This window comes from Sneathia vaginalis (assembly GCF_000973085.1).
Classification (GTDB): Bacteria; Fusobacteriota; Fusobacteriia; order Fusobacteriales; family Leptotrichiaceae; genus Sneathia; species Sneathia vaginalis.
The window spans coordinates 1,107,719-1,122,131 of the sequence record NZ_CP011280.1 but is presented as its reverse complement, the minus strand read 5'-3'; the positions used below and the strand labels follow the sequence as shown (position 1 = coordinate 1,122,131).

Here is a 14,413-nt window from a genome sequence, read left to right as displayed (position 1 = left end):
GGCCTAGCTCATTTTTTTAAATTTTAAATAACTTCCTATAAATTCATCTATATCGCCATCTAAGACTTTATCAACATTTGCTTCTTCATACTTTGTTCTATGATCTTTAACTAGCTTATACGGTTGCATTACATAAGATCTAATTTGGCTACCCCATTCAATCTTATTCTCCTCACCTTTAATATCCTTCATTTCTTGTCTTTTCTTTTCTTGTTCTAATTCAAATAATCTAGCTTTTAAGACTTTCATAGCAGATTCCTTGTTCTTTATTTGTGATCTTTCATTTTGGCAAGTAACTACAAGTCCTGTAGGTTTATGAGTTATACGTACAGCAGAATCTGTTGTATTAACGTGTTGCCCACCAGCACCAGAAGATCTATATGTATCTATTTCAAGATCATTCATGTTAAGGTCTATATCCAAGTCATTTTCAATTTCGGGTATAACATTAACGGCTGTAAAAGAGGTGTGACGTCTTGCATTAGAATCAAAAGGTGATATTCTAACTAGTCTATGGACACCTTTTTCACAGGCTAATAAGCCATAGGCATATTCTCCCTTAACATTGAAGGTTATAGACTTAATACCAGCTTCTTCACCATTTAGTAAATCAAGTACTTCGCACTTAAATCCCTTCTTGTTAGCCCATCTTTCATACATTCTAAATACCATATTAGTCCAATCACAAGCTTCAGTTCCACCAGCACCAGCGTTAATATTGACTATAGCATTGTATGTATCATATTTACCATCTAGTAACATAGTATTAGAAAAATCTTGAGTAATTTTTACAAATTCTTCATATAGATTATCTAATTCTTTTACTGAACCTTCATCACCACTTTCAACAAAGTCAATTAATACTTCAATATTATCATGTGTTTCTATAATTGTATTAATATGGTCTATAGTAGATTTTATTATATTTATTTTCTGTAAAATTTCTTGATTGTCTTTTCTGTCCCAAAAATCAGGTTCCATCATAGTATTTTCTAATTGTTTTAATTCTTCTTTTCTGGCATCTAATTTAAATGTCTCTTTAATATCAGAAAAAATGCTTGATACATTTTTCTTAATTTCAAAACTTTCCAACGAAAACCTCCTTTAGTAGTATTATCAAAATGAAAGATAGAAATAGTGTTAATCCCATACTTTTTTTCTTCTTAGCCATGAATATTACAAGAGCAATGGCAACTAGACAAATTAATATATCACTTAATTTTGTCCCAATAGAAGTAAATATATCGGGGAATGCAAGCACTGTAAGTATGGATACAGGCATTAATTCAAAGAATTTACTTACTTTTTTGTTATCTGGTATACGTATGAATATAGGTAATATTCTAAAAAATATTGTAATTACTGTGATTATACCTATTAAGATGTATAACTTATTCCCCATAATATTCCTCCTTTAATAGTAATGGAATTAAAGCACCTAATATTATACTTAATAATATTGAAAGCGATGCACTAAGCCCAATATATACTAAAATACACTTTAATATTATTGTTGTTAAAACAACAAAGATATATTTTAAGTTATTCATTAAAACTTGTACCAATAGGTAAAGGAATATTGCGTAAAGTATAAAGTTTAGTGATTGAGTGTATAGTGGTGGCATATAGCTACCTAATATAGACCCTAGTATTGTTGAAATACCAAAAGATAAGTATGCACAAAAACCAAAACCTATTGTTTCATGTATATCATATATGTTGTTTAATATCATATATGAAACACATTCATCAGTTAGGAAGAAGGCATTAATAAATCTTTTTATTAAACTTTCATTTTCCTGCCTTTTTAATATAGGCATATTTATCAATATATACCTTACATTTATTACAGTACTAGCAAGTATAATTTGAAACATTGTAGAGTTTTGTTCTAATAATTTCACTATTAATACTTGACTAGTTCCAGCGTATAATAAAAAGCTCATTACACCAGACTTGAATGCATTAATTCCTACATTTGTAGCTATAAATCCAAATGTGAAGGCAAATGGGAAATATGCTATTCCTATGGGTAGACCTTTTTTCATACCTTTAAAAAATTTATTTATCATTTATTTTAATTCACCCCATTTATCACTTATACTGTAATTTGTCTTTAATTTGACTTTAGTAAATTTTATAGTATTTTCCATAATATCTTTAATCTCAAGACTTAATTTTTCTGCCTCACTAGAAGGTAGTTCAAAAATCAATTCATCATGTACTTGTAATAACATTCTAAACCCTAATTTATGTAGTTTTATCATTACAATTTTTAAAATATTAGCTGCAGTTCCTTGTATAACGGTATTTATTGCCTTTCTCTTTGCTTCTTCAAATACTTTTGCATTACTAGAACGTATATCATAGATATATCTTCTAGTTCCAAATAGAGTTTCTACATACAAGTTCTTTTTACAAAATTCTACAATACTATCTAGATACTTTGTTACGCCATCATATGTTTTAAAATATGTCTCTATATATTGCTTAGCATCAGATAAAGGAATATTTAATTCTTTAGATAAACCAAAAGGTGTTTTACCATATAGCACACTAAAATTAATTACTTTCCCTATATTTCTCATTTCTTTTGTGATTTCACAATTAGGGAATAATTTTTTAGCGGTATGTGTATGTAGGTCAACATCATTGTTATACGAATCAACTAAGTGTTGGTCATTAGATAGTTCAGCTAATACTCTTAATTCAATTTGTGAGTAGTCAAAAGAAACTAATTTCATACCCTCGTTTGCAATAAAGCAGTTTCTAATCATATTACCTTCAGTAGTTCTAGTAGGTATATTTTGTAGGTTAGGGTTTTGTGAAGATAGTCTACCAGTAGCAGTACCTGTACCGTTGAAGCTAGAATGTATTAAATTGTTACTATCAGCGTATAAAGGTAGTGGTTCAACATAGGTAGAAAGTAATTTTTTGTAGTATCTAAAGACTATTAAATGATCAGCAATTTCTATACCTCTTTTAGATAAGATTTCAAGAACTTCTGCATCAGTAGAATAACCACGTTTTGTCTTTTTAACTCCATGTATATTTAACTTATTAAACAAAATATTTGCCAATTGACTAGGTGAGTCTATATTAAACTCTTCTCCACTAAGATTGTAAATTGCTTCTTTTTCAGTTTCTAAAATCTTACTAAAATTAGAATTTAATTTTTCAAAAGCCCCTTTGTCTATTTTTATCCCATTTTTTTCCATGGAGTATAGGACAGGAATTAAAGGCTTTTCAATTGTTTCATATGTATTATTAATATCAATTTCTTTTAATTTTTTTTCTAGGGTAGCATAGCTTTTATACAACCCATAACATACTTTTGCACTTTTTTCTTCTAATTTTTCTTCAGTAATATTTTTTAGAGCTTTTTTGTCAAATTGTTCAGTATGAATATTAGCATATTTTTCGATAATAAATTCAACTTCAAACTTATCTTGTGTATCTATTACATAAGAAGCTATTAAAATATCAAAGTAATTAACTAAGTTAAGACCAAGATGCATATACTTTTTAGCATCAAATATGATGACTTTGGCAGTAGTATTAATCTTTTTTAAGTCAATTTTAGTAGAAAATAGGGTATCTTCATTTTCATTTTTGCAGATATATACCTTATCATCTACAAGAATAGATAAGTAGTTTTCATCCATGTATATTGTTAATGTACTAGCATTCTTACAAAGCTCTAATATATTATTAAAATCTGTTTTTGTATAACTAACTTTAATTTCTTCTTCTTTAATTAGAGGAAGTAGAGTGTTTAATTCAAGTTCAGTAAAGACTTCTTTTAATTTTTGTACATTATCTTTTTCTTTAATTAAATCAGATAATGAAATATTAAAGTCTATGTCTTTTTTTACTCTTGCTAAATCACGTGAGATAAATGCAAGTTCTTTATCTTTAATTAATTTTTCTTTTAATTTTCCACGAATATCATCAATATTCATATATATATTTTCTAGGGTGTCATATTTTTCAATTAGATTTTTACCACTGACATCACCTATACCCATTACACCAGGTATACCATCTGATTTATCGCCCTTAAGTCCAAAAAAATCAGGTATTTGGTTAGGGTAGACATAGAGCATATTTTTAACATCCTCATAGGTAGAAACAACTTCATTTTTACCTAGTAAATGTATGAATACGTTATTATCCTTAGTCACTAATTGTTGTATGTCTTTATCACCAGTGTAAATATGTACTTCTATAGAGTTTTTTAGTGCAAATTCAGTTAGTGAAGCTATTACATCATCAGCTTCATAACCTTCTTCTGAAAAAGATCTTATTCCAAAGTATCCAATAATGTCTTTAATAATATCAACTTGACAAAGTAATTCATCTGGCATAGTTAATCTATTTTCCTTGTATTGACTAAAAAATTCTCTTCTTTTTAGAGTAGATTTTTTTACGTCATATGCAGCAGCAATATAGTCGGGATTAACTTCTTCTATAGCCATATTTAATTGCTTTACAAACCCAAATATTGCTCCTGTAGGCATACCTTTTTTGTTTATCAAATTTTGTAGTGCATAAAATGATCTGTACATTATTGCACTTGTGTCTAGTATTAATAATTTCTTCATTTCTAATTCCTTTTTCTTTAAATATACATTTTCATTATATCAAATTTTTGATATAATATGAATAGGTGATAATATGAAAAAAATAGAGGAAATACAAGAAAAATTACAAGAAAAGAATTTAGATGCAATATTAGTTACAAATCCAACTAATGTGTACTATTTAACACATATGAGCTGTGACCCACATGAAAGATTACTTATGGTAGTCATACAAAAAAATAGGGTAAGTATGTTAGTTCCAGCTATGGAATATGAAAATGCTAAAAGAAGTGTAGACAAGAGTATAGAAATTGTGAAATACCTAGATACAGAAGATGGATATATGCTATTAATGAATAAAGTAGGTAAATTGAAAGCTGTAGGTATAGAAAAAGAACATTTAGTTGTAGATAGATTAGAAAGAATATCAAAAATATTTGGTATAGAAGAATGTGTACGAATAGATGAAGATATAAAGGACATGAGAAAGTACAAAAGTAGTTCTGAGTTAGAAAAAATGAGAGTAGCTGCAAGCTTAGCTGATAAAGCTATTAGCATAGCAAAAGAAAATCTAAAAGAAGGTATAACAGAACTAGAATTAAAAGCAATAATAGAATTTGAAATGAAAAAATATGCAAAAGCAATGTCATTTGATACAATAGTACTTTTTGGTAAAAATGCAGCTGATCCTCATGGAGAAAGTGGTATGACTAAATTACAAAAAGGTGATTTAGCATTATTTGATCTTGGAGTATATTATGAAGGTTATGCATCAGATGAAACAAGAACCTTAAAATTTGGACAAATTAGTGAAGAAGCAGAAAAGATATATGAAACAGTAAAAAGAGCCAATATGGAAGCTATTAAATTTGCAAAACCTGGTGTTAAATTCAGTGAAGTAGATAAGATAGCAAGGGATATAATAAAAGAGGCGGGATATGGTGAATATTTCACTCATAGACTAGGTCATGGTTTAGGACTTGATGTACACGAATATCCAGATGTTTCAGAAAAGACTGATGACAGACTAGAAGAAAATATGGTGTTTACTATAGAACCAGGTATATATGTACCAGGCATTGCAGGTGTTAGAATAGAAGATGATGTTGTAGTTACAAAAGATGGTTGCGAGGTGTTAACTAAGTATGAGAAATAGGAATTTCACTATAGAAGAGTTTTTGGAACTTCAAAAAAATATTAAAACAAAATTACATTTTAGAGATGCGTGCGGAGGCAATGCTATAGAACTAGAAGATAAAAACGAAATAGAAAATATACGCCAACACTTTGAAAATAGGGGTATAAAGATAAGTGTGAGTGCGGATAATAAGTATGTGTATAAGGACTAGATGGGTGCCTCCAAGGGGGCACTTTTTTGTTTACATGAAAAAATTACCGTTATGGTAACAGAATATACTTTATGGAGTTTAAAATAAATAAAGCTATACTAGTTTTAGAAAAGGAAGTTGAAAGTATGAATGTAGAATTACAAATTTATAAGATCTTAAAAGATGGTAATTATCATACATCCGATGAATTTGCAAAAATATTAGGTATTTCTGACAAAACGGTTAGAAAGAAAATAAATAATATGCGAAATATTCTAGATGTAGATGTAAAAAAAGGAGTTGGTTATAGGTTAAAAAATAATAAAGTAGATTATACAGACAAATTTAATAAAAAAATACAAAATACTAGCTTAGATAGGACTAATTACATAATTTCAAAATTAATAACAAATGAATATATTAAAATTGATGATTTAAGTTATGAATTAGATATATCTAATAGGACAATATCTAGTGATATAAAGAGTATAAAGCAAAACTTAAAAAAGTATAAGCTAGATTTAAAATCAACACCATACTATGGTCTTAGCATATGTGGTGAAGAAATAGATATAAGAAGATATATTGTAAGATTCTTAGAAGAAAAATTAAATAAAAATATCTTTCATAAGAATATATTTTCTGAAAAATTTAATCTAATTTCTAAAGATGTATTGAAATTTATACAAAATAATAATTTAGTGTTTTCTGATGTTGCATATATAAACTTAGTGATTACCATATATGTAGTCTTTAAAAGAATAGAACAAGGTAAGTATCTAACCACCTTTATAAACGACTCAATAATATATAAAGATTCAGATAATATCATCTCCTTTATAACCTCACTAAACAAGAAGTATTATCCAAAATATAAGTTAACAGAGAATGAAATTTCATATATACTTTTGCATTTCTTTTCAAAGAGAACTTTTATGTTAAGTGAGGAAAGATCGATTGAAATAGATGAATTAATTGATGAGGTAATTAAGTATATCGATTTAACATATAGCTTGAAAATAAATGAGGAGCTATACGACAATCTATACAAACATTTGGTGCCATTAGCAATTAGACTTAGATTTAATATACCATTTACTAATCCTATCTTAGATGAAATAAAGGAGAATATGCCTTTTTCATATAATATAGCACTGTATATGGCAAATATATTGAGTAAAAAGATAGGCTGTAATATAGCTGAAGATGAAATAGGATATTTAGCAGTAATATTTGAGATGTATATAGAAAAAAACGAAAGATTAAACAAAAAGCGTGTCCTAATAATCTGCCCATTAGGTAGGGGAACTTCTAAGTTTTTGGAATATATGTACATGAAGCTTTTTTCTGAATATATAGAATGTATACATACGGTAGGTGTTATGGAACTAAAATCTATAGACTTAAATAAGTATGACTTACTATTCACAACAACGAAATTAGATGTTGATGTTGGTAAAAAAGTATATAAGGTAAATTGTTTCTTAAGTGAAAAAGAAATAAATGAAATAAGGAAGTTATTCATTGGTGATGATAAGGTAAAATTCTTTATCTCTTCAGATCTTTTTGTACATATAGATAAGACTGTTACTAAAGATGAGGTGATAAGAATATTATGTAATATGATAAAAAAACACACTAACACAACTTTCCCTATTTACCAAAAAGTGTTAGAAAGAGAAAAATTAGGATTTACAGAGATTTTAAATAATATTGCAATTCCTCATCCAATGACAAAGGATTTTAATTTTAATAAGGTAGCGATTGCAGTATTGGATAATAAGATAAAGTGGGATAAAAAATTTGTAAATATTGTGCTTCTAGTTTGTATAAATGATTTTGATAGATATAGTGAAATTATCTATTCTAATATTTTTAATTTGTTTTTTTCTAAAGAGAAATTAGAGAGATTACAAAAAAATCCAACATATTCTAATTTCATGAATTTACTTAAAGAAGGAGGAGATACTAAATGACATATGAAGAAATATCTGAAAAGGCAATGGAGTTAATTATGTGTTCAGGGGAATCGAAAGTTCATTCAATGAATGCAATTAAAGCATCAAAGGAATATGATTTTGATACAGCTAAAGAAGAAATAAAAAAAGCAAATAAAGCCTTTTCAAATGCTCACGAGATACAAAATGAACTTTTAACAGAAGAAACTAAGACAGGTAAGAGCTTAACAAATATATTAATGGTTCATGCTCAAGACCATTTAAGCATGGCATTAATGCTAAAAGATAATGCAATAGAAATTATTGATGTATATAAAAAAATAAAAGAATTGGAGGAAAAAATATGAAAATTAAACTATTTTGTGCATTAGGTATGTCAACATCAATGCTTATGAATAAAATGAAGCAAGTTGCTAAAGAAAAAGGCATAGATGTAGAAATATCTGCATATTCTTCAACACAATTTGAAGATGAGGTTAAAGATACAGATGTTGCTCTTTTGGGACCACAAATTGAGTTCATGCTTGATGATTTAAAGAAAGTATCAAACGGTGTTCCCGTTGCCGTTATACCAATGCAAGATTATGGAATGATGAATGGGACAAATGTTCTTAAATTAGCATTAAAATTAGTAGAGGAGGCTAAAAAGTGAAAGAGTTTTTCATGAAAAAAGTTATCCCATTAGTAAATAAGTTTTCTAACTTAAAAGGTGTAGTAGCATTAAAAGATGGTATGACTGCCATACTATCAGCTACAGTAGTTGGGTCAGTATTCCTATTGATCGCAGAATTCCCTTATACACCTATTAAAGAAGCACTAGCAAATATGGGGATAAGTTTTTATCTATATCAAGTTTTTAATTCAACATTTAATGTGCTAGCATTAATATGCGTTGCGACTATATCATATTACTATGCAAGAAATGATAAGGTAGATCCTATTGGAAACATAGTAACATCAATAATGGCCTTTTTAATATTATCTGATCAATTTGTAATGGATGGTGGTAAAAAAGTTGAAGGTGTACTATCATTAGCAAATATTTTAAGTTCACGTGGAATGATAGCTGCTATCATAGTATCTTTAGTTTCATCATATATATACTGCTTATTTATACATAAGAAAATTACTATTAAGATGCCAGATAGCGTTCCTTTAGGTGTTCAAAACTCATTTGCAGCACTAATACCAAGCTTTTTCATACTAACATTATCAATAATAATCTATGCAATAATTCATGTTGTAAGTAATGGTGACTTAGTTGATTGTGTTTACCACTTAGTACAAGTTCCATTAATGAATTTAACTGATTCATTAGGTGGTGTAATAGTAATAGGATTTATTACATCATTACTATGGTGGTTCGGTATACATGGAAGTAATGTTGTAGGTGGAGTTATGACAGGAATTTGGTTATCAGCTGTATCTACAAACTTAGATATTGTAAAATCAGGTAAAGCACTAACAATAGCAAATGGTGGACATATTGTTACATATCAATTTAATAGCTGCTTTGTTACAGTTACAGGAGCAGGAATTACTATGGGTATGGTATTAACTATGCTATTTAGAGCTAAGTCTGAACAATACAAACAAATAGGTAGATTAAGTATTATTCCAGCAATATTCAATATTAATGAACCAGTATTGTTTGGTGTTCCAATTGTGTATAACCCTATACTATTCATACCGTTTGTATTAGTTCCCGTTATTTCATCAATTGTTTCATACTTAGCAATAAAATCTGGACTAGTACCATTGTTTGGAGGAGTAAATCCACCTTGGACAACACCACCTATCATATCAGGATTAATTTCTGGAGGTCCAAGAACAGCATTACTTCAAGTAGTTATCATAATTATCTCAGTAGCTATTTATGCTCCATTCTTAATTAGTCTAGATAGACAAGCATACAAAAAGGAACAAGGAGAAAAAGGTGAAAAAAATGAGCTTTAAAAAAGACTTTTTATGGGCAGCATCAACTAGTGCTTATCAAGTAGAAGGTGCATACAATGAAGATGGTAAAGGACTTAGTGTACAAGATGTAAAAAAAGTACCAGAAGGTACACCAGATTTTAAAGTATGCTCTGACCACTATCATAGATACAAAGAAGATGTAAAACTTTTTAGTGAATTAGGATTAAAGGCATATAGATTCTCTATAGCATGGTCAAGAATATTGCCAAATGGATTTGGAAAAATTAATCAAAAGGGTCTTGATTTTTACAATAACCTAATAGATGAACTATTAAAATATGGTATAGAACCAATAGTTACTATGTATCATTTTGATTTACCATATGAATTAGAAAAAAAAGGTGGTTGGGAAAATCCTGAAATTGTATCATACTTTGAAGAATATGCAAAGATATTGTTTGAACACTTTGGAGATAAAGTTAAATATTGGCTAACAATAAATGAACAAAATGTTATGATAATTCATTCAGAACAAATAGATGGTGGTAAGTCAAATAAGATGGTTTATCAAAAGAATCACCATATGCTTTTAGCACAAGCAAAAGCAATGATACTATGCCATAAAATGTTACCTAAAGCAAAGATAGGGCCTGCACTTAATGTGGGAGTAGTTTATCCTAAATCATGTAATCCTAAAGATGTATTGGCTAGTCAATATTGTAATGCTATACGAAATTGGCTTTATCTAGATGCTACATGCTTTGGAGTGTATAATAACATGGCGTTAAAGTATATACATGATAAAAACTATGTGTTAGATATTAAAAAAGGTGATATGGAAATACTAAAGGCAGCTAAACCAGACTTCATAGCCTTTAATTACTATAACTCATTCACTGTTGAAGATCCAGATGCAAAAAGTGATAAGTTAAAAGACTTAGACAGTGTTCTTTTAGAAAAAGGATATTACAAGTCATATGTAAATGAGTATTTGAAGTTTACTGAATTTAAATGGCAAGTAGACCCACTAGGATTCTATATTACACTAAATGAAATATATGGTAGATATAGACTACCACTTATTGTTACTGAAAATGGTCTAGGAGCTTATGATAAATTAGAAGATGGTAAAGTACACGATGACTATAGAATAGACTATTTAAGAGAACATATAGAATACATGAAAAAAGCCGTTGATGATGGAGTAGACGTATTTGGATATTGTACATGGTCTGCAATAGATCTAATTTCAACACACCAAGGATTTGATAAAAGATATGGATTTATCTATGTAAATAGAGATAATAAAGATATTAAGGATTTATCAAGAATAAAGAAAGATAGCTTCTATTGGTACAATAAAGTAATACAATCAAATGGGGAAGATATGTAGAAAAAGTGGAGTTACATTTTTATGTGACTCCTATTTTTTTGAGATACTAAAAAAAAGAAAAAAATTAACCCCTCGGGTGACTAATCCCAAGGGGTAGAAAAAACAATTATATATCAAACGTGTTGATAACTATTTCCATTCATATTTTAAGTTTAAGCTTGTCTTAAGTTGTGTTTGTTTGTATTCAAACTTTTTACTTATTGCATTTACTCCAAATTTAACTGGTGCTTCTACGCTACCTTTTAATGTTAATGTGTCAGTTGGTTTGTATTCAGCTGATACTTTTGGTGTTAGTGTTAATTCTGGTAAAGTAACTAAAGAATTTCCTAACTTAAATACATCTAATTTTAAGTTAGCATTAGCTTCAGGACTTACTGTGAATTTATCTGTTACGCTATAGTCATATTTAGCATTTGTATCAAATACAAATACACCTGCATTTATTTTAACTAATTTGTCAGCATCAGCTATTGCTGCTTCATTTATTGTTTTACCGTGTTTACCTGCAAGTAATGATTTACCTGTTAATGTTAATTTGTCATTTAACATCTTGTATTCTGCACCAAGTTCTATACCGTATAAAGCAACGTCAGATCTTTGTAATTTGTTAGCTGTAACTGTTTTATAAAGATTTACATGAGCAACAAAAGGTTTTGCAGATAATGTTAAGTGTTTAACACCTGTGTATGTTCCTTTTAATTCATATGAGTGTATGTATCTAGCTGGTGATTCTTTAAATAGTTTGGTTCCTAAAACTTCATAGTCTCCAATCTTTTCAGCAGATATATTCTTCTTAAATGCAACTTTACCTTCAAGTTCAAGATCTTTTACAGCATCATATTTTGCTGATACTTCACCTGAAACATAGTCTACTCTATCTCCAGCTTTTGTAACTGTTTTAGCGTAGTTATGCTTAATTTCAACGTTTGCTTTTACGTCTTTTAATCCTTTAACGAATACGTCTTTACCTTCTTCGCTTTCAACGAATAGTTTGTGAGTTGATTTAACTAATTTTCCATAATCTTTAACAGATGACTTATGAGTTTTTGATCCATCATATGTATATTCTTCATTACTCAATGGGAAGTTAGTCTTTGAATTTAGACCAAATGTAAATTCATTATATTTATAACTTACTTGTCCTTCTAATTCTGCACTTCCTTTATCTATATAAGCTGGTATTGTTTTTAAATTATTAGCATTTTGTATTTCACTTTCAAGATTTTTCACATTTTTTCTTGCAGTACTAACTTTATTAAATGCATCTTGAATTAAATTATTATCTTCAGTATCTGCAACATTGTCAAAATTAGCTTCTGCTTCAGCAAGTTCAGATTGTGCATTAGATAATTTTGCTTGTAATCCTGCTAAATCATATGTCTTTAATTGTTCATCAAACTTAGGACTAACACTTGCTTTAACATATGATTTAACTCCTTTTAATTCAGGTAATTCATATTTAGCCCATACACTTGAATGATTTAAGTAATTTGCTTTTGTAACTTTACCTAATTCTAAATCTTCGGCTTTAAATTCTCCACCAAAGCTAAATCCTGTTCCTTCTACTTTAACTTCTGTTTTAACTCCTGTTTTCTTTGCTACGAAAGTTGGTTTTGCACCTTTTACAAATGTAGCTTCATTTTCGTTATATGCTTCAACTGATCCAGTTGTTCCAGCTATTGCAACCATTGATGCAACTAAGCTAGTTAGTAATAATGTCTTTTTCATAATTTTTCTCCTTTTTAAAAAGATTTTTTTAATATTTCTATAGTAGTCAAGTATATTTTAGCTAAAAAAAAAAAAAAAGTGGTTTGGAAATAAATAAAAGTTTATTTCTTAACCACAATCAAACTTAACGAATTTAATGTATTATATATTCACAAATCGAATTAAGCACTTTTTTAACTTTGAGAGTAAATTTTTAGTAATATACAAAAATTGCTATTTAATATTCCGTTATATTCTCCTAAAATTATCACATCACCTTCTTTAAATATGAACTCATTTTTTTTATCTAAACTTAAAAATATTTCGTTATAGAATCTATTTTCCTTTATGCTAGAAGGAAGAGTAATAGAATAGTCATATAGATCAAATAATTGCTTCAAAAAGGGTATAATTTTAGATAGTTGCTTTATATCATATTTACCTAGTTCTTTAATGAAGAGATTATAGAAATCTGTTTTATTGTTTAATAGTAATGTTTCATATGTAATTATTTTATATGTATTCAAATAGCTTTGAACTTTTTTATTGAATTCATTTTTGTAGGAATTGTATTTTATAGCTGATATTAAAGAAAGCTCAAAATTATTTTTAGGGTGCATTAGTGCGTATTGAGTGTTTTCAAAAATATAGCTGAACGTTTTTTCTTCTAATTCCTTTTTTATGAATTTTAGAATTATATCATAATTTTTGCAGTGTACTTTTATTAACTCACCAATTTTATTTATTCTTCTATCTAGAATTTCAGAAGTTAAATCTTTAATGTTAAAGAGTATTCCCATTACCTTTTCATTTCTTTTGTTATTTTGCTTTAATTTAGAATATGTAATCTTTAAATTTGTATATTTTTCAATTTCATTTATGCAAGGTTTTAAAATTAATTTTTCAAAATCAAAAAATCGTGTATATTTGTTTTCTTCAATATCCATAATATATTTTAATTGTTGTAAGTTCACTCTAACTTTACCATCTTTTGTAAAATTTTGTAGAAAGCTGTAAAGGCTAGAAATATTTGTATTAGAAAACTTTAATAATGTATCTAGCTTGTATTCTTTTAATTCTGTAGTTGGGTTTGTAAATATATCAAAAAAAGTAGAAGAAATTATTAGCTTGTAAACATCGTTAGTTTTTATGAATCCATCTAAAATGTTAAAGAAACCATCATAGGTATTATCAGTTTCTATGTGAAATGTGTAGTGCTTAATTTTAAATTTATCCATAAATTCATCGACAGTTTCATATGTATTTAGCTTTAGAATTTTATTTATTTCTTTTTGTGTAAGAGTTATTTCTTTTTCTTGATTCGTAATTATTTGTTTTATGATATAGTTTTTTAGGATAATATCATTTTTAGAAAATTTTCTGTTGTAAAAAAGTTTTATGTAAGAAAATGGAAAAAATATTTTGTAATTTGCATTATTCATAATTAAAACACCTCAAAATTTAGTTGAATAAAACGAAAAAAATATATATGTAAATTCGTTTGTTATTCATAGTATACCATGAATA

General features: G+C 27.9%; 13 protein-coding genes. 7 read left to right on the top strand and 6 right to left on the bottom strand.

Features of this window, described 5'->3' with window-relative positions:
- Positions 1–3: 3 nt before the first annotated feature.
- From prfB to polA, 4 genes are read right to left on the bottom strand one after another with little or no spacing between them, the layout of a single operon-like run.
- Entirely contained in the window at positions 4–1,092 is a 1,089-nt protein-coding gene (gene prfB, locus VC03_RS05535; RefSeq protein WP_046329040.1) for a peptide chain release factor 2, read from the bottom strand.
- Entirely contained in the window at positions 1,079–1,402 is a 324-nt protein-coding gene (locus VC03_RS05530) for an AzlD domain-containing protein (protein WP_052727716.1), read from the bottom strand. Before VC03_RS05530 ends, prfB begins: the two co-directional genes overlap by 14 nt.
- Entirely contained in the window at positions 1,392–2,072 is a 681-nt protein-coding gene (locus tag VC03_RS05525; protein WP_046329039.1) for an AzlC family ABC transporter permease, read from the bottom strand. Before VC03_RS05525 ends, VC03_RS05530 begins: the two co-directional genes overlap by 11 nt.
- A complete protein-coding gene (gene polA, locus VC03_RS05520) occupies positions 2,073–4,604 on the bottom strand; it encodes a DNA polymerase I (protein ID WP_046329038.1) in 2,532 nt (843 codons plus the stop codon).
- Positions 4,605–4,677: 73 nt separating this feature from the next.
- On the opposite strand from polA, the gene VC03_RS05515 reads away from it, so the two are divergent.
- The 7 genes from VC03_RS05515 to VC03_RS05485 all read left to right on the top strand — a co-directional run bounded on the left by VC03_RS05515 (position 4,678) and on the right by VC03_RS05485 (position 11,179).
- Positions 4,678–5,739 (top strand): M24 family metallopeptidase, encoded by a 1,062-nt coding sequence (locus tag VC03_RS05515; protein WP_046329037.1) that lies wholly within the window; start codon positions 4,678–4,680, stop codon positions 5,737–5,739.
- Positions 5,729–5,932, top strand: a complete 204-nt coding sequence (locus VC03_RS05510; protein WP_046329036.1) for an RDAC family protein — start codon at positions 5,729–5,731, stop codon at positions 5,930–5,932. The genes VC03_RS05515 and VC03_RS05510 overlap by 11 nt, the downstream gene beginning before the upstream one ends.
- 71 nt (positions 5,933–6,003) lie before the next feature.
- Positions 6,004–7,887, top strand: coding sequence for a BglG family transcription antiterminator (locus VC03_RS05505; RefSeq protein ID WP_046329035.1), 1,884 nt, complete (start codon positions 6,004–6,006; stop codon positions 7,885–7,887).
- Positions 7,884–8,216 (top strand): PTS lactose/cellobiose transporter subunit IIA, encoded by a 333-nt coding sequence (locus VC03_RS05500; RefSeq protein WP_046329034.1) that lies wholly within the window; start codon positions 7,884–7,886, stop codon positions 8,214–8,216. The genes VC03_RS05505 and VC03_RS05500 overlap by 4 nt, the downstream gene beginning before the upstream one ends.
- On the top strand, positions 8,213–8,521 hold the full coding sequence (locus tag VC03_RS05495; protein ID WP_046329033.1) for a PTS sugar transporter subunit IIB: 309 nt from the start codon (positions 8,213–8,215) through the stop codon (positions 8,519–8,521). The genes VC03_RS05500 and VC03_RS05495 overlap by 4 nt, the downstream gene beginning before the upstream one ends.
- Positions 8,518–9,825, top strand: coding sequence for a PTS sugar transporter subunit IIC (locus tag VC03_RS05490; protein ID WP_200893819.1), 1,308 nt, complete (start codon positions 8,518–8,520; stop codon positions 9,823–9,825). Before VC03_RS05495 ends, VC03_RS05490 begins: the two co-directional genes overlap by 4 nt.
- Entirely contained in the window at positions 9,815–11,179 is a 1,365-nt protein-coding gene (locus VC03_RS05485) for a glycoside hydrolase family 1 protein (RefSeq protein WP_046329320.1), read from the top strand. Before VC03_RS05490 ends, VC03_RS05485 begins: the two co-directional genes overlap by 11 nt.
- Before the next feature lie 129 nt (positions 11,180–11,308).
- Here VC03_RS05485 and VC03_RS05480 read toward each other — a convergent pair whose 3' ends face one another.
- A complete protein-coding gene (locus VC03_RS05480) occupies positions 11,309–12,907 on the bottom strand; it encodes a hypothetical protein (protein ID WP_046329032.1) in 1,599 nt (532 codons plus the stop codon).
- Between the two features lie 173 nt (positions 12,908–13,080).
- Entirely contained in the window at positions 13,081–14,328 is a 1,248-nt protein-coding gene (locus VC03_RS05475) for a replication initiation protein (protein ID WP_046329031.1), read from the bottom strand.
- Between the last annotated feature and the right edge of the window lie 85 nt (positions 14,329–14,413).

Excerpts from the sequence above, each read along its gene's own strand:
- VC03_RS05505 (WP_046329035.1), top strand. The coding sequence starts at position 6,004 with ATGGAGTTTAAAATAAATAAAGCTATACTAGTTTTAGAAAAGGAAGTT.
- VC03_RS05475 (WP_046329031.1), bottom strand. The coding sequence starts at position 14,328 with ATGAATAATGCAAATTACAAAATATTTTTTCCATTTTCTTACATAAAA.
- polA (WP_046329038.1), bottom strand. The coding sequence starts at position 4,604 with ATGAAGAAATTATTAATACTAGACACAAGTGCAATAATGTACAGATCA.
- VC03_RS05515 (WP_046329037.1), top strand. The coding sequence starts at position 4,678 with ATGAAAAAAATAGAGGAAATACAAGAAAAATTACAAGAAAAGAATTTA.
- VC03_RS05510 (WP_046329036.1), top strand. The coding sequence starts at position 5,729 with ATGAGAAATAGGAATTTCACTATAGAAGAGTTTTTGGAACTTCAAAAA.
- VC03_RS05500 (WP_046329034.1), top strand. The coding sequence starts at position 7,884 with ATGACATATGAAGAAATATCTGAAAAGGCAATGGAGTTAATTATGTGT.
- VC03_RS05530 (WP_052727716.1), bottom strand. The coding sequence starts at position 1,402 with ATGGGGAATAAGTTATACATCTTAATAGGTATAATCACAGTAATTACA.
- VC03_RS05495 (WP_046329033.1), top strand. The coding sequence starts at position 8,213 with ATGAAAATTAAACTATTTTGTGCATTAGGTATGTCAACATCAATGCTT.
- VC03_RS05525 (WP_046329039.1), bottom strand. The coding sequence starts at position 2,072 with ATGATAAATAAATTTTTTAAAGGTATGAAAAAAGGTCTACCCATAGGA.
- VC03_RS05485 (WP_046329320.1), top strand. The coding sequence starts at position 9,815 with ATGAGCTTTAAAAAAGACTTTTTATGGGCAGCATCAACTAGTGCTTAT.
- VC03_RS05480 (WP_046329032.1), bottom strand. The coding sequence starts at position 12,907 with ATGAAAAAGACATTATTACTAACTAGCTTAGTTGCATCAATGGTTGCA.